Source organism: Amycolatopsis sp. NPDC004772, assembly GCF_053601215.1.
Genome location: NZ_JBSGBK010000150.1, coordinates 1 through 11,784 on the forward strand (window position 1 = coordinate 1; position 11,784 = coordinate 11,784).

An 11,784-nucleotide genomic window follows, 5' to 3' on the forward strand; every position below is an offset into this window, starting at 1 on the left:
AGCTCTCCGCCACATCGCTCGCGACACCTCGCGACCGCTCACACTCTACGGAATACTCCCTTGACCAGCACAAACGACTTTGCCGGAACCCTGCCCTCCCTGGGGGGCCGTGCCCTTGTCCAGCGTATCGACCGCACCCGACGAAAAGCCGGGAAACCCGCCACCCCGCCCCGGTTGTCCCCAGCACCACCCCGATGTGGACAACCCCCGCCTGAGCTGCGGCTCCGCACATCGGGGCACTGGCGCGCCCGGCCGGGAGGCGCCTTCTAGACTCGGCCTCGATGTTCCAGCCACCTGAAACCCTGCTTCCGCCGGGGGTGGGCCGATGAAGCTCGTCTTCGCCGGCACTCCCGACCCGGCGGTCCCCGCCCTGCGTGCCCTGCTCGATTCCGGGCGGCACGAGGTCGTCGCCGTCGTCACGCGGCCCGATGCGCAGGCCGGGCGCGGCCGCCGCGTCGTGCGGTCGCCCGTCGGCGCCCTTGCCGATGAACACGGCATCGAGGTCCTCACGCCCGCGCGCGCCGGTGATCCCGCCTTCCTCGCGCGGCTGGCCGAGCTCGCGCCCGATGCCTGCCCGGTCGTCGCCTACGGGGCGCTGCTGCCGCAGGCCGCCCTCGACATTCCGCGGCTGGGCTGGGTGAACCTGCACTTCTCGCTGCTGCCCGCGTGGCGGGGGGCTGCGCCCGTGCAGGCCGCGATCCGCGCCGGCGACGAGATCACCGGGGCCTCGACCTTCCGGATCGTCAAGGAACTGGACGCCGGCCCGGTCTTCGGCGTCGTCACCGAGGCGATCGGCGCCACCGACACCGCCGGCGCGCTGCTCGGGCGGCTCGCCGAGTCCGGGGCCAAGCTGCTGCTGTCCACCATGGACGGTCTGGCCGACGGCAGCCTCGTCGCGCGCGAGCAGCCCGCCGAGGGCGTCAGCTACGCGCCGAAGGTGACCGTCGAGGACGCGCGCGTGTCCTTCGCCGACCCCGCGTCGGCCGTCGACCGGCAGATCCGGTCGGTCAGCCCGGACCCGGGCGCGTGGGCCGAGTTCCGCGGGGAACGCTTCAAGCTCGGCCCGGTCACGGTGCTCGACGAACCCGGCCCGCCGCCGGGCGAGATCGTGGTCGAGCGCAAACGGGTGCTGGTCGGGACGGCGACGAAGCCGTTGCGGCTCGGCGAAGTCCAGGCACCCGGCAAGAAACGGATGGCGGCCACCGACTGGGCGCGCGGAACACGGATCGACCAGGGAGAGCGCCTCCGGTGAACGACCACAGGGAACGACGCCCGTCACGGCCGCAGCGGGGCCGGCCGGCCCCGCGCAAGGAAGGGCCGCGCCGCCCGCCGGAGGTGGACGCCGCCCGGCAGGCCGCGTTCGACGTCCTCGCGGCCGTCCGGACGAAGGACGCCTACGCCAACCTGGTCCTGCCGGACCTGCTGCGCGAGCGGCGGATCACCGGCCGGGACGCCGCGCTGGCCACCGAACTCGCCTACGGCGCGTCGCGGGCGCAGGGCCTGCTCGACGCCGTCATCGAGGCCTGCGCCGAGCGCCCGCTCAAGCAGACCGACCCGGCGGTGCTCGACGCGTTGCGCCTCGGCGTCTACCAGCTGCTGCGCACCCGCATCCCCGAGCACGCCGCCGTGACGTCCACTGTGGATCTCGTACGCGCGGAAGCCGGTTCGTGGGCCACCGGTTTCGCCAACGCGATCATGCGCAAGGTGTCCGAAAAGGACGAAGCAGCGTGGCTCGACGAGCTGGCGCCGGACGAGGCGGCCGACCCGATCGGGGCCTACGCGCTGCGCACCGCGCACCCGCGCTGGATCGCCCGCTCGTTCGCCGAAGCGCTGGGTGACAAGGGCGCCGGTCTCAAGGCCGCGCTGGAAGCCGACGACGCGCGCCCCGAGGTCCACCTCGTCGCCCGTCCCGGCGAGATCAGTGCGGACGAGCTCGCCGCGATCACCGGCGGCGACCCCGCGCCGTACTCGCCGTACGGCGTGCGCCTGCCGTCCGGCGCCGGCGACCCGGCCGACGCCGAGCCGGTCCGCGAGCGGCTGGCCGCGGTTCAGGACGAGGGCAGCCAGCTCTGCGCCATCGCCGCGACGAAGGTGCCGCTCGAAGGCACCGACGAACGCTGGCTCGACCTGTGCGCGGGTCCCGGCGGCAAGGCGGCGCTGCTCGGCGCGCTGGCCGCGTTGAGCGGCGCAACCGTCGACGCCGTCGAGAAGGCGCCGCACCGCGCGAAGCTCGTCGAGAAGGCGACGAGCGGGTTGCCGGTGAAGGTGCACGTCGCCGACGGACGCGAGAGCGGCCTGGAGCCGGGGTACGACCGGATCCTCGTCGACGCGCCGTGCAGCGGCCTCGGCGCGCTGCGGAGGCGACCGGAGGCGCGCTGGCGACGTCAGCCGTCCGACGTCGCGGACCTGACGAAGCTGCAGGGCGAGCTGATCACCGCGGCTTACGAGCTGCTGCGGCCGGGAGGCGTGCTGACGTACGTCGTCTGCTCGCCGCACCTGGCGGAGACCGAAGGCGTCTTCGCGGAGACGGCGCGGCGGCTGAAGGCCGAGGTACAGGACGCGCGCGAGTTCTTCCCCGGCGTCCCGGAGCTCGGCGACGGGCCGTACGTCCAGCTGTGGCCGCACCGCCACGGCACGGATGCGATGTTCTGCGCCGTGCTGCGCAAACCGTGAGGGACCTCGGGCTGGTCGCCGGCTCGTGCGGCGGGCTGGACACCCGGTTCGCCGCCGAGCTGGCCCGCCCCGCCGCCGACCGCGGCTGGCGGCCGGCGATCACGCTGACGCCGACCGCACACCGCTGGCTCGAGGCGACCGGTGCGCTCGCCGACGTCGCCGCCTGCACGGACCTGCCGGTCCGCAGCGTCTCCCGGCTGCCGGGCGAGCCGCGGCCGCACCCGGACCCGTCGGTGTTCCTGTTCGCGCCGGCGTCGGCGAACTCGGTCGCCAAGCTCGCGCTCGGCATCGCGGACAACCAGGCGCTGACGGTGCTGGGTGACGTGCTGGGCGCGCCGGGGATCACGGTGGTGGTGGCGTACCAGATCCAGGACACCCGGGCGCACCACCCGGCGTGGCAACGCCACCTCGACACCCTGCAGGGCGCCGGGGTGACGCTGCACCGCTTGGACGTCCGGCGGCCGTGGACCGAGGCTCTGGACCTGCTGCCCTGAGCAGGCCGGCACAACCCGCGCGCGGGGGCGCCCCCCGTTTTCGACTCTACCGGCAGGCACCGACAATTCCGGGCCGCGAACGGAGGGTTCCCGCCCGCCGGCCTACGGGCACAACGCCGCTTCGGTGACCGTGAACAGCTGCGCCGAGGCGCCCGGTGCCGGGTTCTGGTTCACCACCACCGTGCTCCGGCGGCCGTGCGGACCCACGCCGGCCAGGTTGGTGAAGCCCGGTATTCCGCCTTCGTGTCCCCAGAACAGCCCGCACGACAACGGGACGCTGCCCAGACCCAAGCCGTAGCGGGCGTTCGGTACGCCCAGGTCGGCCGGGACCGTCCGCTGCATCTCCGCCAGCTCGGCCGGGCGCAGCAGCCGTCCGCCCAGCAGGGCGCCGTAGAACCGGTCCAGGTCCGCCGGGGTGCTGACCAGCCCGCCCGCCGCTCCCGCGATCGTGGCGTCGAAGTCGCTGAAGTCCACCAGCTTCCCACCCACCGGCAGGTAGCCCACCGCGTGCGGCTCCGGCAGCTGCTCGTCGCCCCGGCGGGGCAGGTACGTGTCGCGCAGGCCCAGCGGCCGCGTGATCCGGCGGGCGATCTCGCCGCTCAGGTCACGCCCGGTCACGCCTTCCACGATCATCCCGGCCACGATGTAGTTCGTGTTCGAGTACGACCAGCTCGTCCCCGGCGGGAACAGCGCCGGGTGCTCCAGCGCGATCGCCACCAGCTCGGCCGGCTCGGCTCCGCGGTGCCGCAACGTTTCCGGGTCGCTGCGGTCCAGGTCGTCGGTGTAGTTGTAGAGCCCGCTCGTGTGCTGGAGCAGCTGCCGGACGGTGATCCGCCCGTCGGGCAGCAGCCCCGGCAGGTACCGGGCAACCGGCGCGTCCAGCCGCACCCGGCCTTCGGCGGCCAGCTGCAGCACGACCGTGGCGACGAACGTCTTCGTGACGCTCCCGGCCCGGAAGGAACCGTTGCGCGGGAACGGCTTTCCGGTCACGAGATCGCCCGTGCCGCTGCGCACGAACCGGGTCCGGTGACCGTCCTGGACGACGGCCTCGGCCCCCGGCACCTGCGTGGTGATCCGGTCCAGGCCCGCCTGGACCGGATCCGCCGTGGCCGCGAGTGCCGGCGCCGCCGTGGTCGCGGCCAGCAACGCGGCGAGCGTGCCGGCGGTGACGACCCGCAATGACTTCCGCATGAGAAAACCCCCTGGTGTCTCGGAGTTCTCCACGCTAGGGAACTCCGGCACCAGGGGGCATGGGGCAGACCACCCGGGAGACCCGGGGGTCCGCCCCACCACTCAGCGCAGCTTCAGGGCGCGCTTCAGGGTGCCGAACAGGTCGGTCTGGTTGGTCAGGCCGACGATGTTGGCCGCCTGCGGGCCGAGACCCGCGATGCGCACCTGCGTGCCCGTGTGCGACTGCGAGCCGCCGGTTTCCGCCGTGCCGTAGGCCAGCGTCATGTTCGCGCCCTCGTTGGTGACCAGGGTCGCGGTCAGGCCCGGGGTGGCGGTGGGCTCGACGATCTGGCTGCTGTGGCCGTGGTCGGCCGTTACCAGCACCAGGGTGTCGGGGTGGCTGCGGGCGAACGCCGTGCCCGCCGCGATCGCCGCGTCGAAGTCGACCGTCTCGCCGATCTGGCCGCACGGGTCGGCCGCGTGGTCCTGCTTGTCGATGCTCGCGCCCTCGACCTGCAGGAAGAAGCCCTTGTCGCTGCGGCGGTCGTCGAGCAGCTCGAGCGCCTTGCGGGTCTGGTCGGCCAGCTTCGGCTGGGTGGCCGGCAGCTTCGGGTTCGGGGTGCAGCGGGCCGGCGCGGTGCCGCCGTGCACGGCCGCCGGGCCGGTCCAGTTGACCGGCATGTTGCCGTCGGCGAACAGGCCGAGCACCGGCTTGCCCTTCTTCGCCGCCGCCAGATCCGCCGCGGTGTTGACCACGGTGTAGCCGGCCGCCTTGGCCTGGTCCAGGACGGTCTTGCCCTTGAACTTGCCGGCCGTCACGGGCTGGTTGAAGTACTTCGCGCCGCCGCCCAGCAGGACGTCGGGGCGGGTCTGCACCAGCTGCTCGGAGATCGAGCCGAGGCCGCCGTTCTCCTTGGCGTTCTTCGCGCACTTCGCGGTCGTCTCGACCGGGCCCTTGCAGTCGCGGTTGACGACGTGCGAGCCGAGCACGGCCGGGGTCGCGTCCTGGACCTCGGCGGTGGTGACGTCGCCGGTGCGCAGGCCGTTGCGCTTGGCGATCTCCAGGATCGTCGGGACGTCGTTGCCGTAGGCGTCGACGGAGATGGCGCCGTTGTAGGTCTTGGTGCCGGTGGCCCAGCCGGTGCCGGACGCGGCCGAGTCGGTCACGTAGTTCGGCTTGGCCGGGTTGTTCTGCTCGACCGCGTAGGTCGTGTAGTCACCGGTCAGCGGCAGCTCGTCCATGGCGAGCCGGCCCGCGGCGCCGCGCTCGTAGTTGCGGGCGGCGGTGATCTCCGACTGGCCCATGCCGTCGCCGATGAACAGGATGACGTTGCGGGCGTGGCCGCCCTGGACCGCGGCGCGGACGTCGGCGGTGCGGTCACCGGTGCCGGCCGACGAACGCGCGTCGGGGGTGCCGGAGCCGTTGGTGGCCAGGGCGACCGGAGCGGCGGCGACCAGCGCGGCGCCGAGCGCGCCCGCGACCAGCCACCGGCGGCGGCCGGCGAACAGCGAAGCCATGTTTCTCCTCGTTGGGGAACTTCGGGAGGTAAGCGCCCGGATTTCGGACACGGGTCATTAGTCCTCCCGCATGTGTGCCGTGGAGGGACTGAAGGTGACCGGAGGGTGGCCGCTGGCCGAACTCATGACTTCCCGCGGGTGACCGGGAGCACGTCGGTTATTGACCGCCGAGGTGCCCCGGCCGGACGACGCCCGATTCGTACGCTATGACCACTGCCTGGCTGCGGTTTCCGGCGCCGAGTTTGGCGAAGATGTTGCCCACGTGGGTCTTCACCGTCTCCAGGCTGATCACCAGCGCCGCCGCGATGTCCTGATTGGACAGTCCGGTGGCGATGAGCCGCAGCACCTCGGCTTCGCGACGGGTGAGCGTCTTCGCCGCCCGCGCGTGGACGCCGCCCGGGGGCCGTCCGCTCACCAGCCGCCGGATCGCCTCGGGGAACAGCAGGGACTCGCCGGCGGCGACCGTCCGCACGGCGTGCGCGATCTCCTCCTTGCGCGCCCGCTTCAGCAGGAACCCGCTCGCGCCGGCCAGCAGCGCCTCGTGCACGTGGTCGTCGTTGTCGAACGTCGTGACGACCAGGATCTTCGGGGGCTCGGCGAGCGCCGCCAGCACCTGCCGGGTGGCCTCGATGCCGTCCGTGCCGGGCATCCGGACGTCCATCAGGACGACGTCCGGCCCGGTCCGCCGCACCGCGGCCAGGACCTCGCCGCCGTCGGCCGCCTCGCCGACCACCGGCAGGCCCTGCTGCTCCAGCAGCGCCCGCAGCCCGGTCCGGACCAGCGGCTCGTCGTCGGCGAGCAGCACCGTGGGCGTCACGCGCCCGCCCGCAGCGGGATGGACGCGCGCAGCCGCCACTGCTGCCCGTCCGGGCCGGCGTCGAGCTCGCCGCGCAGGGCTTCGACGCGCTCGGCGAGCCCGGCCAGCCCGCGGCGCCCGGTCCGCGGCCCGTCGTCGGGCAGCGCGTTGACGACCGCGATGCCGAGGCGGTCCGGCCCGGCCTCGACGCGGACGTCGACCGCGCCGGGACCGGCGTGGCGCAGCGCGTTGGTCAGGCCCTCCTGGACGATCCGGTAGCCCTCGCGCGACACCGTGGCGGGCAGCGCGGCGACCGGCCCGGAGACGGCCAGGCGCACGTCGAGCCCGGCTTCGCGGGCGCGCACGGCGAGGACGTCGACTTCGGCCAGCGTGCGCGTCGGCGCCTTCGCGGCCGGCTCCTCGCGCAGCAGGCCGAGGACGTGGTCGAGGTCCTCGAGAGCGCTTCGGGACGCTTCTTCGATCGTGCCGAGTGCGCGCCGGACCTGGGCCGGGTCCGCTTCGACCAGATCGGCCGCGGCGGCCGCCTGGATGGTCGACGTCGTCAGCGTGTGCCCGATCGAGTCGTGCAGTTCGCGGGCCAGGCGGTTGCGCTGCGCCAGGACCGCGGCCCGGCGTTCGGCCAGCGACGTCCGCTCGGCCGCGGACGGGCCGAGGAGCGCCGCCGCGCCGGTCCGGAAGCCGCGGGTGGCGCCCGCGGACAGCACCAGCGCCGCGAAGAGCAGCACGACCGCGAACGGGACCGTCCACCCGCCGAGCGGGACCTCGTCCCAGAACAGGCTGATGGTGTCCTGGCCGCCGGCCAGCCAGACCGCGGGCACGAGCAGGCCCAGGCTCAGGAAGGCGAGCACGGTGAGCAGGATGCCGCTCAGCGCCGTGTGCAGGGCCAGCCACAGGCCCGAACGCAGCCGCGAACCGGCGCCGGGGCGCCCGTCCGGGGCCGGGATGGCCGTGCCGAGCAGGGTGTTCGCCAGGCCGACGCCGAGCCGCCGGACCGGTCCCAGCAGGCCCAGCAGCCCCATCAGCACCGCCAGGGCGAGCAAGGCGAGCAGGGCCCGCACGCGGGAATCGGCCTCGACGGACACCGCCGCGGCGAAGGCGAAGGGGGAAATCGGCAGGGTGAGGACGGCACACGCGACGGCGTACGGCAGGCTGCGGTAGCTGCCGATCCGCACCAGGGACGCCAGGAATCCGGACATGCGGTCGAGGTTAGGGCGCACCGGTGCCCGGTGACCTCCCTCTCCGGAGCCAGATCCTGGTCACCACCACGCTTTCGGGGGTCCGGGTGGCGGAGCCCCCGGCCCGAGGCGAAGCCTCGGATGTCACCGGTTAGCGGGCGTTAGCGCGGTCCTCCTACACTCGGGACGTGGCAGACCGACCTTTGATCGCACCCAGCATCCTCGCGGCGGACTTCGCCCGGCTCGGCGAGGAGATCGCCGCCGTCGCGGCCGGCGGGGAAACCCGCGCCGACTGGGTCCACGTCGACGTCATGGACGCGCACTTCGTGCCCAACCTGACCCTCGGCCTGCCCGTGGCGAAGGCCCTGATCGACAGCACCGACCTGCCGATCGACTGCCACCTGATGATCGACGACCCGGACCGCTGGGCGGTCGGGTACGCCGAGGCCGGCGCCTACAACGTCACCGTGCACGCCGAGGCCGCCCAGGACCCGGTCGCGCTGGCGAAGAACCTGCGGGCCGCGGGCGCGAAGGCGGGCCTGTCGCTCAAGCCCGGCACCGCGCTCGAGCCGTGGCTCGACGCGCTCAAGCACTACGACACGCTGCTGGTCATGTCCGTCGAGCCGGGCTTCGGCGGGCAGTCGTTCATCGCCGACGTGCTGGAGAAGGTCCGCACCGCGCGCCGGCTGGTCGACACCGGGCACCTGAAGCTGATCGTCGAGATCGACGGCGGCATCAACGCCGACACCATCGAGCAGGCCGCCGAGGCCGGGGTCGACTGCTTCGTCGCCGGATCCGCCGTCTACGGCGCCGGCGACCCGGGCAAGGCGGTCGCCGCGCTGCGCGAACAGGCGGCCCGCGTCCGGGCCGGCTGACCCCGCAGCGGCACCGGAGAAGCCACCGGACCGCGGCGGGTGTTGGATGGAAGGACCGGCTCTCAAGGAGGCAGCGCACGTGTTCACCGGCATAGTCGAGGAGATCGGCGAAGTCACCGCGGTCGAGCAGCTGACGAACGCCGCCCGGCTGCGCGTCCGTGGCCCGCTGGTCACCAGCGACGCCGGGCACGGCGACTCGATCGCGGTCAGCGGTGTCTGCCTGACCGTCGTCGAGGTGGCGGGCGGCGAGTTCACCGTCGACGTCGTCAACGAGACGCTGGAGCGGTCGAGCCTGGCCAAGGTCGCGGTCGGTGACCGGGTCAACCTCGAACGCGCCACCCCGGCCGGCGGCCGGCTCGGCGGGCACATCATGCAGGGCCACGTCGACGGCACCGGCGTGTTCCTCGGCCGCGATGAGAACGGCGTCACGACGTTCGCACTGCCGGCGCACCTGGCCCGGTACGTGGTGGAGAAGGGCTCGATCGCGGTCGACGGGATCTCCCTGACCGTGGCCGCGGTGACCGCCGACCAGTTCAAGGTGGCGCTGATCCCGACCACCCTGGAGGTGACCACGCTCGGCGGCCGGGAGGCCGGCGACCTGGTCAACCTCGAGGTCGACGTGGTCGCGAAGTACGTGGAAAAGCTGGCCGAGGCGCACATCCGCGACCAGGTGCAGAATCAGCACGGAGGAGCGTCATGAGTGAGACGGCAGAGCCGGCAGCGGGCTGGACCCCGTGCGGCACCGGAGCGGTGTTCGACGCCGACGCCATCGAGCGCGCGATCGCGGACATCGCGGCCGGCCGCCCGGTCGTCGTGGTCGACGACGAGGACCGCGAGAACGAGGGTGACCTCATCTTCGCCGCCGAGAAGGCGACGCCGGAACTGCTGGCCTTCATGGTCCGCTACACCTCGGGGTACGTCTGCGTGGCGCTGACCGAGTCCGAAGCGGACCGGCTGGACCTGCCGCCGATGTACCACACGAACCAGGACGCGCGCGGCACCGCGTACAGCGTCACGGTCGACGCCGCCGACGGCATCACCACCGGCATCTCCGCCGCCGACCGCGCGCACACGATCCGGCTGCTGGCCGACCCGGCCTCCACGGCGAAGGACTTCCGCCGCCCCGGGCACGTCGTGCCGCTGCGCGCCAAGGAAGGCGGCGTGCTGCGCCGGCCCGGCCACACCGAGGCGTCGGTCGACCTGGCCCGGATGGCCGGCCTCGCCCCGGCCGGCGTGCTCTGCGAAATCGTGTCGCAGAAGGACGAAGGCGACATGGCGCGCCGCGACGAGCTCGAGGTGTTCGCCGCCGACCACGACCTGGCGATCATCACCATCGCCGACCTGATCGCCTACCGCCGCCGCACCGAGAAGCAGGTCGAGCGGGTCGCCGAGGCCCGCATCCCCCTCGCCGCGGGCACGTTCCGCGCGGTCGGCTACGACTCGCTGCTCGACGGCATCGAGCACGTCGCGTTCGTCTACGGCGAGATCGGCGACGGCCAGGACATCCTGGTCCGCGTCCACTCCGAGTGCCTCACCGGCGACGTCTTCGGCTCGCTGCGCTGCGACTGCGGCCCGCAGCTGGAGGCGGCCCTGGAAGCGGTGGCCACCGAAGGCCGCGGCGTCGTGCTCTACATCCGCGGCCACGAAGGCCGCGGCATCGGCCTGCTGCACAAGCTGCAGGCCTACCAGCTGCAGGACGACGGCGCGGACACCGTCGACGCCAACCTCGCGCTCGGCGTCCCGGCCGACGCCCGCGACTACGGCACCGGCGCGCAGATCCTCTGCGACCTCGGCGTCCGCACCATGCGGCTGCTGTCGAACAACCCGGCCAAGCGGATCGGCCTGGAGGGCTACGGCCTGCGCGTCACCGGCCGCGTGCCGCTGCCGATCTCGCCGAACCCGGAGAACCTGCGCTACCTGCGGACCAAGCGCGACCGGATGGGGCACGACCTGGCCCAGCTGGAGCACTACGACCAGGTCGGCGCGGGCACCGAGCACCCCGACGGAGGAGCACTGTGAGCGGCGAAGGCCGTCCGGACGTCAAGCTGGACCTCTCCGACTGCAAGTCGCTGAAGCTCGGCATCGTCGCCACCCGCTGGAACGCGGACATCACCGACGTCCTGCTGGAGCGCGCCCTGGTCGCCGCGAAGGAAGCGGAGCTGGAGGAGGAGCCGACGGTCGTCCACGTCGCGGGCGCGGTCGAGCTCCCGGTGGTGGCCCAGGCGCTGGCCCGCAACCACGACGCGGTGGTCGCGCTCGGCGTGGTCATCCGCGGCGGCACCCCGCACTTCGAGTACGTGTGCGACGCGGTGACCGCGGGCCTGACCCGGGTCGCGCTCGACGAGAGCACCCCGGTCGGCAACGGCGTCCTGACGTGCGACACGCACGAGCAGGCCGTCGACCGGTCGGGCCGCCCGGGCTCGAAGGAGGACAAGGGCTACGAGGCGACGGTGGCGGCCCTGGACTCCGCGCACGTGCTGCGGAGCCTGCGCCAGCCGTGGACCGAGCGGGGTTTCCAGTGAGCGTCGCGACTTCGCTGGTGATCCGCCCCCGCCGGGCGACGATCATGTGCAGCGTGCTGGCGGTGGCGCTGCTGGCGGTGTTCATCGTGGTGGCGATCCTGCTGCGCAACGGCGACACCGGGGTGCGCTTCCAGCGCTCCGACCAGGCGGCGATGGTGGGCATCGGCATCCTGCTGGCGTGCGGGGTGATGCTGTTCGCGATCGCGCGCGTGCGGGCCGACGCGGAGGGCATCGAGGTGCGGAACGTGCTGATCACCCGCCGGTTCGCGTGGAGCGACGTGCTGTCGGTGAGCTTCCCGGACGGCGCGTCGTGGGCCCGGCTGGAACTCCCGGACGACGAGTACCACGCGGTGATGGCGGTGCAGGCCGTGGACCGCGACCGGGCGGTGGAGGCGGTGCGCGCACTGCGCAAGCTGCACCGCGCGGCCACCGGCGGCTGACGCGCGGCTTCTCATGCGCCCCAATGTGGCGTTGGGGGGGGGGGGGGGCCCCCCCACCCCCAAACGGGGGGGGGGGGCGACCCACCCCACCCAAGGGGGC

General features: G+C 73.5%; 12 protein-coding genes. 8 read left to right on the forward strand and 4 right to left on the reverse strand.

Features of this window, described 5'->3' with window-relative positions; all coding sequences use genetic code 11:
* Positions 1–325: 325 nt before the first annotated feature.
* The 3 genes from fmt to ACWEF6_RS41905 are packed head-to-tail and all read left to right on the forward strand — an operon-like array spanning position 326 to position 3,167.
* Positions 326–1,252 carry a methionyl-tRNA formyltransferase gene (gene fmt, locus ACWEF6_RS41895; RefSeq protein WP_449688036.1) on the forward strand — a complete coding sequence of 309 codons (927 nt, stop codon included), beginning with the start codon at positions 326–328 and terminating at the stop codon, positions 1,250–1,252.
* Positions 1,249–2,673 (forward strand): RsmB/NOP family class I SAM-dependent RNA methyltransferase, encoded by a 1,425-nt coding sequence (locus tag ACWEF6_RS41900; protein WP_310975076.1) that lies wholly within the window; start codon positions 1,249–1,251, stop codon positions 2,671–2,673. Before fmt ends, ACWEF6_RS41900 begins: the two co-directional genes overlap by 4 nt.
* Complete coding sequence (locus ACWEF6_RS41905) at positions 2,670–3,167, forward strand: flavoprotein (RefSeq protein WP_449688037.1); 498 nt, start codon at positions 2,670–2,672, stop codon at positions 3,165–3,167. The genes ACWEF6_RS41900 and ACWEF6_RS41905 overlap by 4 nt, the downstream gene beginning before the upstream one ends.
* A 102-nt stretch (positions 3,168–3,269) precedes the next feature.
* Here ACWEF6_RS41905 and ACWEF6_RS41910 read toward each other — a convergent pair whose 3' ends face one another.
* The 4 genes from ACWEF6_RS41910 to ACWEF6_RS41925 all read right to left on the reverse strand — a co-directional run bounded on the left by ACWEF6_RS41910 (position 3,270) and on the right by ACWEF6_RS41925 (position 7,868).
* The gene (locus tag ACWEF6_RS41910) at positions 3,270–4,358 is read right to left on the reverse strand and encodes a serine hydrolase domain-containing protein (RefSeq protein WP_449688038.1); all 1,089 of its coding nucleotides are present in this window, start codon (positions 4,356–4,358) and stop codon (positions 3,270–3,272) included.
* A gap of 102 nt (positions 4,359–4,460) precedes the next feature.
* Positions 4,461–5,855, reverse strand: a complete 1,395-nt coding sequence (gene phoA / locus ACWEF6_RS41915; RefSeq protein WP_449688039.1) for an alkaline phosphatase — start codon at positions 5,853–5,855, stop codon at positions 4,461–4,463.
* Between the two features lie 157 nt (positions 5,856–6,012).
* Positions 6,013–6,672 (reverse strand): response regulator, encoded by a 660-nt coding sequence (locus ACWEF6_RS41920; RefSeq protein WP_449688040.1) that lies wholly within the window; start codon positions 6,670–6,672, stop codon positions 6,013–6,015.
* Entirely contained in the window at positions 6,669–7,868 is a 1,200-nt protein-coding gene (locus ACWEF6_RS41925) for a sensor histidine kinase (RefSeq protein ID WP_449688041.1), read from the reverse strand. Before ACWEF6_RS41925 ends, ACWEF6_RS41920 begins: the two co-directional genes overlap by 4 nt.
* A 182-nt stretch (positions 7,869–8,050) precedes the next feature.
* Between ACWEF6_RS41925 and rpe the strand changes: the two genes are divergently transcribed.
* From rpe to ACWEF6_RS41950, 5 genes are all read left to right on the forward strand, one after another.
* Complete coding sequence (rpe, locus tag ACWEF6_RS41930) at positions 8,051–8,722, forward strand: ribulose-phosphate 3-epimerase (RefSeq protein ID WP_449688045.1); 672 nt, start codon at positions 8,051–8,053, stop codon at positions 8,720–8,722.
* Positions 8,723–8,801: 79 nt separating this feature from the next.
* The gene (locus ACWEF6_RS41935; RefSeq protein ID WP_310975087.1) at positions 8,802–9,422 is read left to right on the forward strand and encodes a riboflavin synthase; all 621 of its coding nucleotides are present in this window, start codon (positions 8,802–8,804) and stop codon (positions 9,420–9,422) included.
* Positions 9,419–10,741: a bifunctional 3,4-dihydroxy-2-butanone-4-phosphate synthase/GTP cyclohydrolase II gene (locus ACWEF6_RS41940; RefSeq protein ID WP_449688042.1), complete on the forward strand. Its 1,323-nt coding sequence runs from the start codon at positions 9,419–9,421 to the stop codon at positions 10,739–10,741. The genes ACWEF6_RS41935 and ACWEF6_RS41940 overlap by 4 nt, the downstream gene beginning before the upstream one ends.
* Positions 10,738–11,244 (forward strand): 6,7-dimethyl-8-ribityllumazine synthase, encoded by a 507-nt coding sequence (gene ribH / locus ACWEF6_RS41945; protein WP_449688043.1) that lies wholly within the window; start codon positions 10,738–10,740, stop codon positions 11,242–11,244. The genes ACWEF6_RS41940 and ribH overlap by 4 nt, the downstream gene beginning before the upstream one ends.
* On the forward strand, positions 11,241–11,684 hold the full coding sequence (locus ACWEF6_RS41950; RefSeq protein WP_449688044.1) for a PH domain-containing protein: 444 nt from the start codon (positions 11,241–11,243) through the stop codon (positions 11,682–11,684). Before ribH ends, ACWEF6_RS41950 begins: the two co-directional genes overlap by 4 nt.
* Positions 11,685–11,784: the final 100 nt, after the last annotated feature.

Coding starts and splice junctions, on each gene's coding strand:
- fmt (WP_449688036.1), top strand. CDS start 326: ATGAAGCTCGTCTTCGCCGGCACTCCCGACCCGGCGGTCCCCGCCCTG.
- ACWEF6_RS41910 (WP_449688038.1), bottom strand. CDS start 4,358: ATGCGGAAGTCATTGCGGGTCGTCACCGCCGGCACGCTCGCCGCGTTG.
- phoA (WP_449688039.1), bottom strand. CDS start 5,855: ATGGCTTCGCTGTTCGCCGGCCGCCGCCGGTGGCTGGTCGCGGGCGCG.
- ACWEF6_RS41925 (WP_449688041.1), bottom strand. CDS start 7,868: ATGTCCGGATTCCTGGCGTCCCTGGTGCGGATCGGCAGCTACCGCAGC.
- ACWEF6_RS41940 (WP_449688042.1), top strand. CDS start 9,419: ATGAGTGAGACGGCAGAGCCGGCAGCGGGCTGGACCCCGTGCGGCACC.